A 17,743-nucleotide genomic window follows, 5' to 3' on the forward strand; every position below is an offset into this window, starting at 1 on the left:
TTCCCAGTTATCCATCAGAGATAGGTATGGACAATATCCGTCGGGACTGCTATCCTAATCAATCATCCGAGGAAGTAAATCCATAAGACTTCATGAAAAAATTATTACCATCTGTAAAATTACCCCCCTGGCGGCAAATTTTACTCCTACTGTTTTGCTGGACAATTCTACCGTTCTTCTTAGTAGAAGTAATCATGATTGTCTCCGAACCCTATTTATTTCGCGGACTCTATCAATACGACCCTGATATGGGGTTTAAAATTCGAGGTCATGCTAACGGTAATAATCAATTTGGCTTCAATGACCGAGACTATCCCCTCCAACCAGATCCTGATATATTTCGGATGCTCATTCTCAGCGACTCTTTTAATTGGGCTGGTGGTCAACAAGGCAACTATACCGCTTTATTAGAAAACCAATTTCGGGAACATTACGGACAGCATCAAGTCGATGTCATTAATGCTGGATATCCCGGAACCCATACCGCCGAACAACTAGCCTTATTGAAAAAATATGGATTGCAGTATAATCCCCATTTAGTCGTCTTGGGTTTTTTTGTGGGGAATGATTTTGTTGATGCTGACCCCTATCGAAAACGAATTATTGTGAACGACCTTTACATTGATATTGACCGCCGTCAGGAGTTAATAATATTTGGCTATCCGATTATTCCTAAATCACGACTCTTATTGTTTATTCAACAAAAATATAAAATCTTTCGAGAAGCCGCTAGGTCTCAACAGTCCCATCAACTCCCCCAGAGTCAGTTAGTGGCGACTACCGAGGCGATCGCCTTAGACGAACCCGAAACATCCCCAGGTATTCTGTCCCTGGAGAAATTTCTGGATGTAGAACGTGGTCGGATGAGTTTCTGCAATATCGAGAAGCTACAAAATGGCGATCGTGATGCTAACATTAACTATATCTTGGATAGCATCTCAGAAATGAATGCCATTCTCCAAGCCAGGAACATTAAGTTTATCGTGGCTATCTATCCCGACGAATACCAGGTTAACGACCACTTGTTAAATCAACTCCAGTCTACCTTTTACCTAAACTTAGATGATTATGACATTACCTGTCAGCAAAATATCCTCATCTCCCATTTGGAGTCAAACAACATTCCCTATATTGACCTCACTCCTAGATTTAGAGTAGAACAACAAAACCGCCATCTCTATCTATTCCAAGAACCCCATTGGAACTCCCACGGAAACCAACTGGCTAAAGATATCTTGTTTGAACACTTAGTTAAAATTACCGACTCCGTATTCGCACCCGAGGAAAAATGAACCAATACAAGTTAAACATTTCCCCAAAATTACCGATAAAAGCCATTGTTAATAACCCAGTTTGTAAATTTTTTAGCCAAACCTTAATTATCGCGGGAATTACATTTCTGCTAACCGAGGCTACCTTCAGGATTTATCACAGAATTAATCCCACATTTGTTTTCTATAACCGTTCATATAATCGTTGGCGAGGAAGACCCCACGCCCAAGATTTTGACTTTCAACTAAACTCCCATGGCTTTAAAGATGTGGAATTTACCCAAGCAAAACCGGAGGGTATTTATCGAATGTTGGGAATTGGTGATTCCTTCGCCTTTGGAATAGTTCCCTATCACTATAATTATTTAACCTTGATTGAGAAACAGCTAAACAGCCAAGATAAAAATATCGAAGTGATCAATATGGGAATTCCTGGCTTAGGACCCGCCGCCTATTTGGCTTTATTGATTAATGAAGGGTTAGTGCTTAATCCTGATAAAATCCTCCTATCCTTTTATATTGGTAATGATTTTATCGACAATCACCTAACTTCCCTCGATAGAAATAAGCACACCTTCTATACCGTCGCCTTTTTACAATCTTTGATTAAACTCCAAACTCAGTTTGAAGGGACTGTCTATAACCCCAATAACCTCGAATATAAAGACGACCACCCCACCTTAACTGATGAGTCCTATCTTGAACAGGTTTCTAACCTAAGTCGTATGTTTGATATTAGGACAAGGGACGGCATTTTCCTAGGGTTTTTTGAAGACGCTATGGCGGATATTCGCCGCATTAAGGAGATTTGCGATTATCGAAATATTGACCTAACCATTGTGATTATTCCTAGCGAGGTACAAGTCAATAAACAATTACAATCCCAAGTTATTGATATCCTCAAGCCTGATGACCCCCAAGGTTTGGATTTTGATCACCCTAACCGCCTCCTACGCGATCGCCTTTCTCAATACAATATCAACTATATCGACTTATTAGATGATTTTAGGCAGGTTTCCCAGACTACCCGACTCTACCGACCTAATGACAGCCACTGGAATATCGCCGGAAACGCATTGGCGGCGGAATTAATTACCAAACATCTACTTACTCACCACTTCAACTCTGACGGGGATTAGCATAAATGTGGAATTTTGTCAAGCCCCCTAATTTTGGCCTAAAAAATACTCGTGCATCGCGGCGAAATCTTCTCGAGTCTCTATTCCCGAAATTGGTCAATGTCACTACGGCTTTACTGGCTTTGGGTTCCTATAATCTCTCTTGTAGCTGACATAACCCACACCAAGAGGAGCATAACCTATAGATTCCACTCTATCATTAACATTGGGGCTTGTCAAGTACCGATTCTCTCGTCAGATTTTCTGCGATAATGAGAACCATTATCATCCCAAAATTTACAGAATGATTTAATGTTTGTATCTAAAACCATGTTTAGATAATCCTAGATTATGTTTTATAGCCAGAAACCGGGAATTTTTGTGATTGACGATATTGTAGTGATATTCTATAATTCATGGATTAAATAAAAGTAAATTATTACTAATAATCTACATGAGTTGTAATTACTGCTCTAAAAACTGTTCAGGTAAAACGTCTAGCTCACCGAGACATTGGTGGAAGTGGTGGAGACCGAAAAGCGATCGCCATTTCTCGGCGGTGTCAAATAAGCCTACAGTCGCCCTAGTGGGTTCTCCGAATGTGGGAAAAAGCGTATTATTTAATGCCCTAACTAGCCATTATGCCACAGTTTCCAACTATCCGGGAACCACCGTAGATATTTCCACAGGAGACATGATAATTGGAGACAAAGCGATCGCCATTATAGACACCCCAGGGATGTATTCTCTCTTACCCATTACCGAAGAAGAAAAAGTCGGTCGAGACCTATTGATGACTAGGGGGATAGATTTGGTCATTCATGTAGTAAATGCCCAACATTTAGGGAGAATGCTAAACCTAACCCTACAATTACTAGAAGCCGGATTACCAGTTTTATTAGCAGTTAATCTGATTGACGAAGCCGACCATCTTGGTATTAAAATCAATGCTGAAGACTTAGAGGAAAAGCTAGGTATTCCCGTAGTGTTAATGGCTGCAGCCCATAATATTGGAGTTCAAGAATTAAAAACCAAGGTAGTAGATTATGTTGAGTCCAGTAGTGTATCCTCCGACCATAGAAATAGCGATCGCTCACATCGAATCTCTGTTATTGAAAGATAATAGTCTCCCCTCCTATACCCTCTCCCATAGAAGTTTAGCCCTACTAATTTTGCAGCGAGATCCCCAATTTTTGGAGACCATAAAAACCAGCCCCTATCGGGAAGAATACGATCTGGCTATTATGGAAGCCCAGGTCAGTCTTGATGTTCCTATTAGTCGTGCGATCGCCATTACCCGACAAGAAAAAGCCGGGAATATTGAAAAAGAAGTCTTAACCGAATCAGCCTCCGACACCTCAGACCTAGCCGAAAAATTGCACCAGATTACAGTTAATCCGATTACCGGGTTTCCTCTACTTTTAATCATCCTATATTTCGGCGTTTATAAATTTGTCGGTGAGTTTGGCGCGGGGACTCTAGTAGACCTAATTGAAGGCGGTTTTGAAACCTATATTAATCCCAGGGTAGATGCTTTCGTAGCCGCCGTAATTCCCCTAGAGATATTCCAGGATTTATTGGCTAATGATTATGGTATTATTACTCTAGGAGTTCGTTATGCGATCGCTATTGTTTTACCCGTAGTAGGGACTTATTTTCTCATGTTTTCCCTATTAGAAGATAGTGGATATTTACCCCGGCTATCTCTCATGTTAGATCAGTTATTTAAGATAATAGGCTTATCAGGAAGGGCGGTAATTCCCATGGTATTAGGCTTAGGATGTGATACTATGGCAACTGTCGTCACCCGCACCCTAGAAACTCGTCGGGAGAGGATGATTACCATTTTTCTCCTCGCCCTAGCTGTTCCCTGTGCCGCCCAGTGGGGCGTGATTTTAGGACTGCTTTCCATGAAACCAACAGCCCTATTAATTTGGGGGGGATTTATCCTCTCCGTTTTTCTAATAGTCGGCGCATTAACTTCTCGGATTATTCCCGGAAATAGATCCGAATTTTATATGGAAGTTCCCCCTTTGAGAATACCCAAGTTACAGAATATCCTCATCAAAACCTATCTGCGTATGAAGGGATATTTTTGGGAAATAGTCCCCCTATTTATTTGGGTTTCCGTGTTTATTTGGATTGGTCATTTAACCGGAGTCTTTAACTGGTTGGTTGGTTTATTGGAACCCATTACTTTAGCCTTGGGACTACCTCGAGAAGTCGCACCTATTTTCCTCTATGGTTTCTTTCGTCGTGATTATGGCGCGGCGGGACTTTTTGATTTAACTCAAACTGGTATATTAACAGGTAATCAATTAGTAGTTACCGCCATAGTTTTGACTCTGTTTCTCCCCTGTGTGGCGCAGTTTCAGGTAATGGTTAAAGAACAAGGTTTGAAAATTACTCTGATTATGGTAGCATTGATTATACCTTTTGCTTTTACCATGGGATATGGTGCGAATTTTTTACTGGACCTGGTTGGGGTGAATTTTTAATGATTTCTCTCGTGAGTTTGGATCTGAGGGTAGATGCGATCGTTGTCGAGATTAAAACCCAACAGGACACTATCCTACATAAACTCTTTGCTATGGGAGTTATGCCAGGAGTACCTCTATTTTTAGAGCAACGTTTTCCCTCCTATGTTATCAAAATCGGACGTTCACGGGTCGCTTTAGATACCGAAACAGCTAAAACTATTTTTGTCGAGGTTAAAGCATCACCCTAAACCTATGTCAGTTCATCTTCTCAACCCTCACAGGTCCGAGACTCTCCCTCAAATAGAAAGTCACCAGTTGGGAGAGTTACCCTCATATCACCTACCCACATAGGAGTTTCCCCGTTGACTTGAAAAGGTCGCGGTTTTCCGAAGTGGGAAGTTGGGAGAGTCTCCCTCAAACGGAAAGTCACCAGTCGGGAGAGTTACTCTCATATCACCTACCCACATAAGAGTTTTCAGCTTGACTTGAAAAGGTCGCGGTTTTCCGAAGTGGGAAGTCGGGGAAGTCTGTCAAATATCACCTACCCACATAGGAGTTTTCAGCTTGACTTGAAAAGGTCGCGGTTTGGTGAAGTCGTAATTGGGGAGAGTCTCCCTCAAACAGAAAGTCGGAAGTTGGGGAAGTCGGTAAAATATAACCTACCCACATAGGAGTTTTCAGCTTGACTTGAAAAGGTCGCGGTTTGGTGAAGTCGGAAGTTGGGAGAGTTTTCCTCAAACAGAAAGTCGCAAGTTGGGGAAGTCGGTAAAATATAACCTACCCACATAGGAGTTTCCCCGTTGACTTGAAAAGGTCGCGGTTTTTAGAAGTCGGAAGTTGGGAGAGTATCGGTAAAAGAGAAAGTCGATAATTGGGAGAGTCAACTATCGACTATTAATCATTAACTGTTTAGGGGGATGATAGATTATGATTGGGAGTCAGGACGTACTAACCATTTAGAGATTTGATTCATAGCCCCGATTAGTAACGCACCCGCCATCAATAGACCGATCGCCGGAGTGAAAACAGGTTCCCAGAGTTGATACCAAAGTTCTAATCCCAGGTTAACCCCCATAGATTTACCCAAAACAGCGATCGCCAACCATAGGAAACTCAATAACACCAAAAACACATCAGCTACCAAAAGGCGGTTCAACCAGAGAATAACTTGTTCTTTCATGTTCGGATTCTGCTAAAATATTTATCTAAATAGTCATTCTAGGCAATCTGTGTCAATATGGTTCGCTACACCCTCCCCCAAAGTCCAGAAATTATCCTGTCTGTCCGGGGTAAAGACTCCCCTAAAGCCCGTGACCAGGCTATGGATAAACTTATGGAACTTATGGATGATGGAAAATTACCCACTGAGTTGGAAGATGGCTTTGGTCCAGAGCAGTTTGTGGAGGTTAAGGAAACCTCTATGGCAACTACTGGAGAAGAAGATGCTGTCACGGAAGCTGTCCAGACCCTTAGCAACCTCGCTTCACTCAAGTTAAAAATGATGGAGTCTCGCGAAGAAGCCCTAAAAGCCCGTGACCAAATTGATATCCTCTTTAGTGACCAAACTACCACCATGGAAGAAATTACTGACCTCAAAGAAGGGTTTAAGGCTTTGAAAAATTTTGCGGTCGCTAACCTCCGCTACCGGGAAGCGCGTAGCCATGCTGAAGCTGCTAGAATGGTTTTAGATGAAGCCCTAAAGTCTTCTGACAGCCACTCCCCTCCTCAAACCGACACCCCCAACAACAAGAAAAAAAATTGAGACCCACATTGATCTACCTAAATTAATTCATAATTCAGAATTTGTGACTAACAATGATTACCTCAAGTCATCAAAAAAGTGATATAATTGTTATAGGTGGTGGTATTATTGGGTTATCTGTGGCGATCGCTCTCCAATGGCGAGGCGCAACTGTCACCGTCTGTAGCCGCAATACTCAAGAGGCGGCGGGATATGTGGCGGCGGGGATGTTAGCACCCCAGGCGGAAAGAATTCCCCCAAGTCCTCTGCTTGATTTAGCCCTCCGTAGTCGATCGCTTTATCAACCTTGGACTAGACAAATTCAAGACCTCACTGGCTTAGATACCGGTTATTGGCCTTGTGGTATTCTCGCCCCCGTTTACCAATATCCCCACCAAACACAACTACCACAAACTCCTGAAAGTCCCGCTATCTGGCTAGAAGCTGATCAGCTGATCACTCAACAACCCGGTTTAACTTCAGAAGTGGTTGGAGGATGGTGGTTTCCACAAGATGGTCAAGTTGACAACCGCCGCCTATTAATGCGATCGCTAATTCATGCCAGCCAACAATTAGGCATCCAAATCAGGGATGGTGTAGAGGTCCAAGAAATCGCCACCACCACTAATAAAATCAAGCAAATCAACACTAACCAAGGAGCGATCGTCGCTTCCCACTACATTCTCGCAGCCGGAGCTTGGTCAGGTCAAATCCTACCTATCCCAGTATACCCCATAAAAGGTCAAATGTTATCACTGCGAGTCCCTAGTGATATTTCCCAACTACCCCTAAAACAGGTTCTATTTGGGTCTGGTATTTATATTGTACCTCGTCGTGATGGTTTAATCGTCCTGGGGGCTACCGCTGAAAATGTCGGCTTTCACAAGAGTCTCACCCCCAAAGGAATAAATACTCTCCTCTCAGAGGCTACCCGACTTTATCCCGGACTCGCAGAGTTTCCCATTGAGGAATTTTGGTCCGGTTTTCGCCCTACCACCCCCGACGAATTACCTATCTTGGGTAGGAGTCCCTTTGAGAATTTAACCCTAGCTACAGGTCATCACCGTAATGGTATTTTACTAGCCCCTATTACCGCTGAATTAATTGCTGATTTGGTATGCTATGACAAATCAGACCCTCTACTAGAATACTTCTGCTGGGATCGCTTTTCTAGCTAATTATGTGGTGGCTGTGTCAGTCCGTTTCCCTGGTTAAAGCTGAAAGCCGATTTTTGGTCCAGTGGGTCGCTGTCACTGTGGCTGGGTTTCTGGTCAGTTTGCTATGGATAGAAGTGGGAGAACGTCCTGATGTTAATTGGTTGGTCGGAGTTGTTGGTGGGTTGAGTGTTGGCGGCGCGCAATGGTTTGTCCTCCGTCACCATATTTCTTACCCCTGGCGTTGGATTTTCGTTAGTGCGATCGCTTGGTGTTTAATGGGGTTAACTCCTATGGGTGCTATGGGTTGGATGGCACCGCGGACCCTTAACCTGTTTCTCCGTCTGTTTTATGGGGTCATAGAAGGATTCAAGGTCGGTGTGGCGTTGGGACTGTTTCAATGGTGGGCTTTGCGAGAGTCCGTATTTTGGGGTCGTCGCTGGGTCGTCGCTAGTGTTGTGTGTTGGAGTGTGGGATTACCTATAGGGTGGCTATTAGGTGGCATTTTGCGACAGTTGACAGGCTTTTTCTTGGGAGATGTTATTGGCTTGACCCTCTCCTGGACTATAGTTGCTGGTCTCACTGGAGTTGGTCTTATGCAACTGTTTTGGACTCAAGTCAGAATTAGGCAATAGATTGACCCCTCTGGGCTGCCCTAGCCAGTACAGCCATATATATGCGCCCACATTTTCCCATGATACTATTATAGGTCAAGTCGCATAATATGTCAATAGTAAATTTGGGAATTAATCAGAGAGAGACAGGAAGGGGTGGGAGGAGTTTTTGGGCATGAGTTAGATTAGTGACTAAGAGTCAAAAAGGCTGCACATTCAACATGGGAGGTTTGTGGGAAAAAATCGGCAGGTTGTACTTTGGTGAGTTGATAAATGCCGTTTTCGCAGAGTAGTTGTAAATCTCGTGCCAAAGTAACGGGACGACAACTGATATAAACAATGCGTTGAGGCTGTAGATTTAAGAGAGTTTGAATAACAGTGCGATCGCATCCTTGTCGGGGTGGATCTAGCACAACTATATCTGGCTGAAATGGTATTTCTGGCAAGAGTTTTTGGACGTTACCGACGCGAAACTCTACATGATTAATATCATTTAAATCAGCATTAGAAATAGCTTGTTCTACCGCCCCAGCTTGGGACTCCAAACCGATCGCCCTAATTTCTCCTGGGGGGAAATTCTGTCCTAATTGTTTTGCTAGGGGTAGAGTAAACGTGCCGATACCACAGTAAGCATCTACTAGAATTTCGTGACCCTGCAAATTCAACTCCGAGGAAATAGCTGATAACAGAGATTCCGCCGCTTCCGTATTGACTTGAAAGAAATTGTCCGAAGTCAAGCGCAACTTTAAATCAGCAAATATCTCATGTATATAAGGTTTGCCGATGAGACAATGGGTATTTTTGCCAAGGATAGCATTAGTGCGATCGCTATTGATATTAAGACAAACTCCCACCAATTGTGGATATTGCTGTAGCCAGATATCAGCCTGTTCTTTAAGTTGTGGTAACTTATTATCTTTGACTACAAGAGTGAGCAAAATTTCCCCGGTGCGCCGCCCTATGCGAAAAGAAAGATGGCGGATAGTGCCAGTGTGTTGTTGTTCATCATAAACCAGCCACCCGCGATTTTGGATATCCTGTTTAATGTTAGCCAATAAAGGATTGAGGCGCTGATCTTGCACCGGACACTGATTCAAATTAATTAACCGATGGCTCCCCTTTTGATAATATCCAGCTTGTACCTGACCTGTAGAAGATAATCGTAGGGGATAGGTAACTTTATTGCGATAGGCTAAAGATTGAGGGGAGGGCAAAACTGGGGCTACTGGTGGTTCTATAAATCCCCCCATTTTGGTTAACGCATTAACTACTAAACCCCTTTTGGCTTCTAGTTGGAAATCATAATCTATATGCTGCCACTGACAGCCCCCACATTTGTCAGCAACAATGCAATGGGGACGGATACGGGATGATGACGTTGTGATCAGTTTAAGTATTTTGGCTTCTGCGTATTTAGACTTAACCCGTGTGAGTCTGACCAAAGCGCGATCGCCTGGGACCGTATCTGGGACAAACACAACTCGGTCTTGATATCGTCCGACTCCGTTTCCGCCTTCTGCTAAATCTGTAATTGAGACTTCTATCTGTTGACCTTGCTGCCAAGTTGCCATACTTTTAAATCCGATAGTGTGAAATGAGCAGGTGAAAACCTCTGGGAGGCTTTTTCGTAGGATAAGCGTTTTTTCGGTTGGTGTCTGTAGCCCTCTGTAGTCCTGAATCGCTAAACTACTTAATGTTAGTGGTCTGAGAGCCATTAGGGGAAGCCTTATGGGAAAGCGCGAGTTAACGACTCCCTCAGACCGGGACAATCTGTTCATGATGCGATCGCCAGAATATATCAGTGGGTCAACCTGAATAATACTAGTAAGCATAAGCCGTACCGATAACCCCCAGCATTTAGACTAGGATCGGTATGAGGGGAAACTTTAATGTACCATTCTCAATAGGGGGGTAGGCTGTCAAGGCTATCTCGACCGGAAATTATTGTTTATCTGTTTGAAAAACGATGACTGTAGTAAGCCAAGTTATTCTCAAGGCCGACGATGAACTCCGTTACCCGACCACTGGGGAACTCAAGAATATTAGTGATTTCTTGAAAACTGGTGAGCAAAGGTTGCGGATTGTCGATACACTTACCGAAAACGAAAAAAAGATTGTTGACCGTGCTAGTGCACAACTGTGGAAGAAGCGCCCAGATTTTATTGCCCCCGGTGGTAATGCCGCTGGACAGCGGGAACGTTCCTTGTGTTTGCGGGACTATGGCTGGTATCTGCGTGTAATTACCTATGGCATTCTGTCTGGAGATAAAGATCCTATTGAAAGCATTGGCTTGATTGGGGTTAAGGAAATGTACAATTCTCTGGGTGTTCCTATGCCGGGAATGGTAGAGGCTATCCGTTGCCTCAAGGAAGCATCTCTGGCGCTTTTGGATGATGAAGATGCTAAGGAGGCAGCCCCTTACTTTGACTTTATTATCCAAGCTATGTCCTAACTAGGGATTGTTTGGGTTTTTGGCTATAGGCACAAACAACCCCATGTCTAAAGGCTATTGTTGGGCGATCGCATCCCAGGGTCGGCATGGGGTTGATTTTGTTAATTATTTGGCTATGATGGGTCTGCCATCAGATCTTTAAAACTGAAGGAGTCGGTGTTAATGAGTATTAATAGAACAGAGATAAATTGGGAACACATCGGTCATGCTAACTATGTGGTCGCTATGGCTGCCATGGATGGTGCCCTTTATGCAATTACTCAAGATTATAAGTTGTGGATTAGGGTGGCTGTCCCTGGGGATATTAACTGGCAGGTGATTGGTCAGGCTAATCAGGCTGTCGCTATGGCTGCCGCTAATAATATGTTATTTGCTGCTACCCAAGATGGCTCCTTCTGGGTCCGTGAAGGGGTGGCTGAGGATATCAAATGGGATAAGATTGGTCAGGCTGAGAAGGTGATAGCCATGACCGCCAGTGACGGTAATCTCTATGCCGTTACTTCGGATAATAAGTTATTGACTCGGGAGGTCAATACTGAGGATATTCCTTGGGTCGAGATTGGTCATGCTAATAATGTGGTGGGATTAACTGCTACGGGTGGAAAACTTTATGCTGCTACTTCTGACAATAATCTCTGGATGCGCGATACTGTCCACGAGGATTTGATCTGGCAGCAAATTGGTCATGCTAATAATGTGGTGGCTATGGCTGCTAGTGAAGGGAAATTGTTTGCTGCTACTTCTGATAATCGTTTATGGATACGTCCGTCTGAGGCTTCTTAACGGGATAATTGATCACCCGACTTTAGGGTGCGTCAGACCCCCCGACTATGGCGATGAGAACCGGATAATTATCAACTGACGCACCTTCCCCCTTCCCCCTTCCCCTGTAATTCCCCGCTGGGGTAGGGCGGGTTTATAGCTCTGGTCGTGGGGAATTGAGAATTTACAGCAGAGGCGCGCCCCTACAATTAATAATTAATTCGGAAATAGGGTTGACAGGTGGCGGGGAGTAGTGGTACAATATTGACATATTCTTAAATAATTGGATATTTGCAAAAATAAAAAAAATGTCAATACTCCGATTATCTAATATAATACCACGATTCAGCGACAAAAGCAAGCAACCCCGCCAAAAAAAATTTTTCGCAACATTTATTAATTTTTGTTTACAAAACTTAACATAGTGTGAGTTTTGAACAAGCGATCGCGAATTATGGGGATTATGGAGTGGCGGGTTATAGTGGAGGTTTTGAAAAACGGAAATCCGACTAATAAACCCGCCGCCATTTAGGAGTAGCTAACCGCGATGAAAAGCCTAGGTATGGTGAGCGCCATTAACACGCAATACCTCTCCGGTGACATAACTACTAGCGACAGGAGAGAGTAAAAAAGCGACAGCCCAGGCGATATCTTCAGGTTCACCAAAACGCCGGAAAGGAATTTCTGCGGTAATTTTATCGCGGACTTTATCAGGGATTTTTTGAGTCATTTCGGTATTAATAAAACCGGGTGCGATCGCATTAGCGCGGACATTAAAACGAGCGCCTTCCCGTGCGATAGATTTCATCATCCCAATGACAGCAGCTTTAGTGGAAGCATAATTAGTTTGTCCAGCATTACCGCGATCGCCTGAGATAGAGCTAATAGCGACGATAGAGCCAGCATTCTGGTCATACATACCTTGAATAAAAGGCTGAATGGTATTTTTCACCCCTTTAAGGTTAACAGCAATAACCTGATCCCAATCTTCATCAGTCAACTTAGTAAAGAAATTATCGCGGGTAATACCAGCATTAGCGACGACACCATAAACAGTCCCCAACTTCTCGCCAATTTCCTTAGCAGCGGACTCCATACTGTCCAACTTAGTGACATCAGCTTTAAGCGCCAGTCCACCTGGGGGAGTTTCCCCGTCAATGACATCAATAGATGCAACTTTCGCGCCAAACTCGACCAATAACTTCACAATAGCCGCGCCGATACCCCGTGCGCCGCCAGTGACAATAATCACCTTATCCTCAAGTCCTAAAGAAACCATTTATCCTCCTTAAAAAAACCGAAAAAACTAGACACGCTCAATAGCAAAAGCCGTACCGCCACCAGTACCATGACACAAAGCGGCGAGACCCAAACTCTTATCATGTTGTTCCAAAGCATTAAGTAAAGTCACAACAATGCGGGAACCGGAAGCGCCAATAGGGTGTCCGAGAGCGATCGCCCCACCATTAACATTCAACTTATCTTGAGAGACCCCCAACATTTTATCAAATAACAAGGTACTAACAGCAAAAGCCTCGTTATTTTCAAACAAATCGAAATCATTAACCGACATTTTCAGGCGACCCAGTAATTTCTGAGTAGCGAAAATCGGCACTTCTGGAAACCGCCAACTTTCACCACCAGCCCAAGCGCCTCCCAGCACTTTAGCCAGAGGTTTCAAGCCATACTTTTGTACAGCAGCCTCACTAGCCAAAATAATCGCCGCCGCACCATCAGAAATTTGGGAACTATTCCCAGCAGTCAAGACCCCATCTTTCTGAAAAGCTGGACGCAACTTAGCCAAACTTTCCAAAGTAGTCTCAGCGCGGATACCCTCATCAGTATCAATCACCTGAGTTCCCTTACGGCTAGACACCTCAATGGGGGAGATTTCATTTTTAAACAATCCCTTTTCGGTAGCTTCCGCCGCGCGTTTTTGGGAGTAAAAAGCCACCTCGTCCAAAGCCTGACGACTGAAACCATGTTCAGCCGCCAAACGTTCAGTTTCATCCCCCATACCGTCTCCGGTAGTAGAGTCTGTCAAACCATCATAAAGCAGAATATCCATCAACTGCTCTGGGGCTCCCATAAGGAACTTATAACCCCACCTAGCGCGGTGAGACAAAAAGAACCCCGTTTGCGACATACACTCAGTCCCCCCTGCCAGCACTAGATCAGCCTCTCCGGCTTTAATAGTGTAGCAGCCATTAATCAGACTCATCATAGCAGAAGAACAAACCATATCAATGGCATATCCATCGACTGTAGCGGGTATACCTGCTTTCAAAGCAGCTTGACGGGGTATTAGTTGTCCGTGTCCTGCTCGCAACACATTTCCGAAAATATAAAGATCCAAGTTTTCACCGGAAACCCCAGCTTTCGCCAGTGCGGCTTTCATTGCATGAGCGCCTAGGTCAGCCGGAGAAAATCCAGATAACCCCCCCCCAAACCTACCTAGGGGGGTGCGTGTGGCGGAGACGATATAAACTTCTGTCATTAGTCCTCCCAAAATACCCAGTTCGATACTAATTCATCGAATTTTGCAGTTGTACTCTATCACTGGCTGTTGAACTGAAGGGAATTTGTTAGGTTTTTTTAACTTATGCTGGACTTGTAGGGGAAAATATGGAGAATTACCCAGAAGTCCAGCGGTAGGTCTGTTGGTTTGAGGGGACGGAGAGGGGACGGAGGAAAGTTTAGGTTTCTTCGGACTCTTCGATAATGGAACTTCTGTCTAAAATCAATAGGTTTCTGAGTTGGTCGGTATCCATTTCGGTGAGCCAGTCTTCGCCGGAACTAACTACTTGTTCGGCTAAGGCTTGTTTACTTTCTATGAGGTCATGGATTTTTTCTTCTAAGGTTCCGGTACAGACAAATTTATGCACTTGTACATTGCGAGTTTGACCAATCCGAAATACCCTATCGGTGGCTTGATTTTCTACGGCTGGGTTCCACCAACGGTCAAAGTGAAATACATGGTTAGCGCGGGTTAGGTTTAAACCGACTCCCCCAGCTTTGAGAGATAAAATCATCACCGGAGGTCCCTGGGGGTCTTGTTGAAAGCGATCGACCATTTGTTCTCGCTGAAGTTTCCGCGTTCCCCCATATAAAAACAGGATTTCTCGATTTAACTTGGCTTCTAAATAGGGTTTTAAGAGTTTACCCCATTCGGCGAATTGGGTGAAAATCAAAGCGCGATCGCCTTCTGATATTAACTCCTCTAACATTTCATTTAAACGCTGCAACTTCCCAGAATAGCTAGGGTTTAGGGTTGGCGATTCTTTCTTGGCTTTGGTTTTCGCACCTAATAATAAGGGATGATTACAAACCTGCTTTAATTTTACCAATAATCCTAAAATCATCCCGCGTCTTTGTATCCCGGTAGAAGATTCAATTTCTGAGAGTGATTCATCTACCAACTTTTGATATAAACTAGCCTGTTCTTTGGAAAGAGAACAAAATACGTTATTTTCTTGCTTTTCGGGTAAATCTTGAATAATATCTTTATCGGTTTTGAGGCGACGCAGAATAAAAGGTTGTACGAGCGATCGCAAAATTTGCAATGATTCAGTATCCCCATACTTTTCAATGGGAATAGCAAAGCGACGCTGAAAAAATGGTCGTTGTCCTAGATAACCAGGATTCAAAAACTCCAAAATTGACCATAACTCAGATAACCGATTTTCTACGGGAGTTCCAGTTAAAGCAATTTTAAAATCTGCCTCTAATGTCTTGACTGTTTTCGATTGTTTGGCTTCGGGATTTTTAATATTTTGCGCTTCATCTAAAACCACACCCTGCCATTTTACTGATTGTAATTCGGACTGGTCTCGATAGGTCAAAGCATAGCTAGTAATTACCAAGTTTTTGCCTTTAATAGCCGGGGGAAAAGCCTTTCCTTTGGCTCGTTTATCTCCATGATGAACCAAGGTATTTAAACTGGGTCCAAACCTCTTAACTTCCCGTTCCCAGTTCCCTAAAACGGAGGTAGGACAAACCAATAAAACTGGATTTATCAGATTTTCTTGTAGCTGTAAATGTAGCAAAAAAGCAATCAATTCTATGGTTTTTCCCAACCCCATATCATCAGCCAAACAAGCACCCAGACCCCATTCTTGCAGAAAATTCAACCAACCCGCACCTCGGGCTTGATAAGGTCTTAACTCTCCCTTAAAAGTGGGGGGAGTAGCGATCGCATCAATGGTACGATTATCAGTTAAAGCAGTTAACAAGTCCGCCAACTTCCCTCCAGCTTCAAAATCAACGACAGGGAGTCGTTCAATAGTTTGAGTATCTCCAGTAGATAAACGCAAAGCATCTTCCAGAGAAAGATTCATCTGTTCTTTCCGACTCGCAAAAAAAGCCTGAGCGGCTTTAATGTCTCGTTCTCGCAACTCGACCCATTCACCGTTAACCTCAACTAGCGGACTATTTTTTGCCACCAAACGGTCAAATTCTGCCTTAGATAAACTTTGACCACCTATGGCTAACTCCCATTTAAAATTTAACAGACTTTTTAAGCCAATTTTACCCTGAGTTTTACCCTTAGGAGTATTTGCTTTAATCCGCAAACCCAAACGACTCGCCCAACCTTCACGATTACTTAATCCTGGTGGTAAAATGACCCCCAAGCCACTATCATTAAATCGCCAAGCTACACGAGTAATAAACTCATAAACCTGACCAGATTCGAGCCAGCCGCCCTGGGGACTAGCTTCTGACAAACTCTTCTCCATCAGCGGATATAATTTACAAGCTAATCCTAAACCAGCCAGGAGAGTTTCTTGGGGATAACGAATCGTCCTTTCCCGATAAATAAAAGCCTCAACTGGGTGTTCCCAAATAGTCGCCGCCTCAACGACAAAATCAGGGTCATCAATAGCCTGTAAACCATATTCTAAACGCCAGTCTTTAGTTTTTCCCTGGGGAGGTTGCAGACTAAAACTCGCCCTAAATAGGGTTTGTTCGACCAAAGACTGTTGGAGGGGAAACATCCAATTCTCTAAGCTGGTCTGGAGGGTATCTATTTCCTCCGTATCAGCTTCTATGTAGCCGCCAGCATCATCGGCTAAACCATGCAACCACATTCTAACCACAGGGGTGAGAATGGCTACATTAGTTAAGGCTTTGCGTTCGACTTCTTGGGCAATAGGACGCACCTGGCAATCAATGATTGCCCCTAAAGCCCCTAATATCAAATCCTCAGCCCTTCCGGGCAAAAATAGGGCAGAAAAGATAGATGAGCCCTTCTGTGGCTGTAGGGGCGATAAACCGGACATTCTACAAACGGTCGGCATTAAGCCAGCAAATTTTAACAGGCGGGCGCGATCTGTGGCACTATCAAGAATGGGCTGCCATTGGGCGATCGCTTTTGAGTCACTGGCGCTAATCACAGGTAAAAATTTACGCCTAGCCAGAAGGTCTAAACTCCAGCGGTTTACATGAGACCAAAACCGGACATCCTCTCCTAACCAGTCTAAATCTATCGCACCTAAAGGTAAGGACTCGAACAGGTCAAAAGCATCACTGGGGTTCAGCCGATACCCGGTAACTAACCAAGGATACAGGTAGATATCTGCGGCTTCTGCGGCTTCTGTGGCGGCGGAATGAATGGGGGTAAGATGACCAGTATGGCTGTCAATATGGGTGGGAAGGGGGATCGCTTCTGTGATAGTCTCGGGAGAGAGTTTAGATAAGGCTATATCTTGCCCGAGAGACCATTGGGAGAGTTCCTCCTCGGTCATAGCGAAACTATAGGGCGCTATTTCCGACGGGTTGTCCTGTTGTGCGCCACCCCCCCGCCAAGTTTCCCCCCAAATGAAGACATAACTATCGTCCGGGTTAATCCGCCAAGTTCCATGTAAAATAGCCATATTGCCCCCCAGTATCTACTAGCAACCGGTTAAATTCTAAGCGATCGCGTGCTATGGTCGCTCTGTTCTTCAGAATTAGCCCAATTTCGAGAAATATTAGCTCTGGTTCAAACTTTCCAGAAGTGATATACAATAGGTGTCAACATCCGAGAGCTTAATTTAATCGCAGATTAGTTGAACCAATTAGGGCGATGCGCTACCATACCAAGTATGGTGCGAGACCTTCGGGTATGAAATAGAGCTGAAATGGGCGAAATAACTACCCGGTGAGGACTTCA

At 44.0% G+C, this 17,743-nt stretch carries 16 protein-coding genes; 10 read left to right on the forward strand and 6 right to left on the reverse strand.

All coding sequences use genetic code 11. From position 1 onward, the window contains the following. Window positions 1-92: 92 nt before the first annotated feature. From ACTIE0_RS04370 to ACTIE0_RS04390, 5 genes are all read left to right on the forward strand, one after another. Entirely contained in the window at window positions 93-1,292 is a 1,200-nt protein-coding gene (locus ACTIE0_RS04370) for an alginate O-acetyltransferase AlgX-related protein (RefSeq protein ID WP_006669492.1), read from the forward strand. Then, a complete protein-coding gene (locus tag ACTIE0_RS04375) occupies window positions 1,289-2,410 on the forward strand; it encodes an SGNH/GDSL hydrolase family protein (protein WP_006669495.1) in 1,122 nt (373 codons plus the stop codon). Before ACTIE0_RS04370 ends, ACTIE0_RS04375 begins: the two co-directional genes overlap by 4 nt. 433 nt (window positions 2,411-2,843) lie before the next feature. Then, window positions 2,844-3,512 (forward strand): FeoB small GTPase domain-containing protein, encoded by a 669-nt coding sequence (locus ACTIE0_RS04380; RefSeq protein WP_006669496.1) that lies wholly within the window; start codon window positions 2,844-2,846, stop codon window positions 3,510-3,512. Next, window positions 3,436-4,887: a ferrous iron transporter B gene (locus ACTIE0_RS04385; RefSeq protein ID WP_006669497.1), complete on the forward strand. Its 1,452-nt coding sequence runs from the start codon at window positions 3,436-3,438 to the stop codon at window positions 4,885-4,887. The genes ACTIE0_RS04380 and ACTIE0_RS04385 overlap by 77 nt, the downstream gene beginning before the upstream one ends. Continuing rightward, window positions 4,887-5,117, forward strand: coding sequence for a FeoA family protein (locus ACTIE0_RS04390; protein WP_006623612.1), 231 nt, complete (start codon window positions 4,887-4,889; stop codon window positions 5,115-5,117). Before ACTIE0_RS04385 ends, ACTIE0_RS04390 begins: the two co-directional genes overlap by 1 nt. Window positions 5,118-5,406: 289 nt before the next feature. Here ACTIE0_RS04390 and ACTIE0_RS04395 read toward each other — a convergent pair whose 3' ends face one another. Together ACTIE0_RS04395 and ACTIE0_RS04400 are read right to left on the reverse strand one after the other, a co-directional pair. Further along, window positions 5,407-5,607, reverse strand: coding sequence for a hypothetical protein (locus tag ACTIE0_RS04395; RefSeq protein ID WP_150105343.1), 201 nt, complete (start codon window positions 5,605-5,607; stop codon window positions 5,407-5,409). 187 nt (window positions 5,608-5,794) lie between these two features. Next, entirely contained in the window at window positions 5,795-6,049 is a 255-nt protein-coding gene (locus tag ACTIE0_RS04400) for a hypothetical protein (protein WP_006623610.1), read from the reverse strand. Window positions 6,050-6,106: 57 nt separating this feature from the next. On the opposite strand from ACTIE0_RS04400, the gene ACTIE0_RS04405 reads away from it, so the two are divergent. From ACTIE0_RS04405 to ACTIE0_RS04415, 3 genes are read left to right on the forward strand one after another with little or no spacing between them, the layout of a single operon-like run. Then, window positions 6,107-6,631 (forward strand): hypothetical protein, encoded by a 525-nt coding sequence (locus ACTIE0_RS04405; protein ID WP_006669499.1) that lies wholly within the window; start codon window positions 6,107-6,109, stop codon window positions 6,629-6,631. Window positions 6,632-6,684: 53 nt separating this feature from the next. Then, window positions 6,685-7,788: a glycine oxidase ThiO gene (thiO, locus tag ACTIE0_RS04410; RefSeq protein ID WP_006623608.1), complete on the forward strand. Its 1,104-nt coding sequence runs from the start codon at window positions 6,685-6,687 to the stop codon at window positions 7,786-7,788. Window positions 7,789-7,790: 2 nt separating this feature from the next. Further along, the gene (locus tag ACTIE0_RS04415) at window positions 7,791-8,399 is read left to right on the forward strand and encodes a hypothetical protein (RefSeq protein WP_006623607.1); all 609 of its coding nucleotides are present in this window, start codon (window positions 7,791-7,793) and stop codon (window positions 8,397-8,399) included. 164 nt (window positions 8,400-8,563) lie between these two features. Here the strand turns inward: ACTIE0_RS04415 and rlmD are convergent, their stop codons facing one another. Next, complete coding sequence (gene rlmD, locus ACTIE0_RS04420) at window positions 8,564-9,949, reverse strand: 23S rRNA (uracil(1939)-C(5))-methyltransferase RlmD (protein ID WP_039933137.1); 1,386 nt, start codon at window positions 9,947-9,949, stop codon at window positions 8,564-8,566. Between the two features lie 395 nt (window positions 9,950-10,344). On the opposite strand from rlmD, the gene ACTIE0_RS04425 reads away from it, so the two are divergent. Together ACTIE0_RS04425 and ACTIE0_RS04430 are read left to right on the forward strand one after the other, a co-directional pair. Further along, the gene (locus tag ACTIE0_RS04425) at window positions 10,345-10,830 is read left to right on the forward strand and encodes an allophycocyanin subunit alpha-B (RefSeq protein WP_006616661.1); all 486 of its coding nucleotides are present in this window, start codon (window positions 10,345-10,347) and stop codon (window positions 10,828-10,830) included. 162 nt (window positions 10,831-10,992) lie between these two features. After that, complete coding sequence (locus tag ACTIE0_RS04430; RefSeq protein WP_006669501.1) at window positions 10,993-11,613, forward strand: PQQ-binding-like beta-propeller repeat protein; 621 nt, start codon at window positions 10,993-10,995, stop codon at window positions 11,611-11,613. Window positions 11,614-12,148: 535 nt separating this feature from the next. Here the strand turns inward: ACTIE0_RS04430 and phaB are convergent. The 3 genes from phaB to ACTIE0_RS04445 all read right to left on the reverse strand — a co-directional run bounded on the left by phaB (window position 12,149) and on the right by ACTIE0_RS04445 (window position 17,465). Continuing rightward, on the reverse strand, window positions 12,149-12,871 hold the full coding sequence (phaB, locus tag ACTIE0_RS04435) for an acetoacetyl-CoA reductase PhaB (RefSeq protein ID WP_006623602.1): 723 nt from the start codon (window positions 12,869-12,871) through the stop codon (window positions 12,149-12,151). Between the two features lie 27 nt (window positions 12,872-12,898). Further along, window positions 12,899-14,089, reverse strand: coding sequence for an acetyl-CoA acetyltransferase PhaA (gene phaA, locus ACTIE0_RS04440; protein WP_006623601.1), 1,191 nt, complete (start codon window positions 14,087-14,089; stop codon window positions 12,899-12,901). A 199-nt stretch (window positions 14,090-14,288) separates the two neighbouring features. Then, a complete protein-coding gene (locus tag ACTIE0_RS04445) occupies window positions 14,289-17,465 on the reverse strand; it encodes a DEAD/DEAH box helicase (RefSeq protein WP_006669502.1) in 3,177 nt (1,058 codons plus the stop codon). Window positions 17,466-17,743 lie beyond the last annotated feature (278 nt).

The sequence above is a fragment of the Limnospira sp. genome (assembly GCF_051859755.1).
Taxonomy (GTDB): Bacteria; Cyanobacteriota; Cyanobacteriia; order Cyanobacteriales; family Microcoleaceae; genus Limnospira; species Limnospira fusiformis.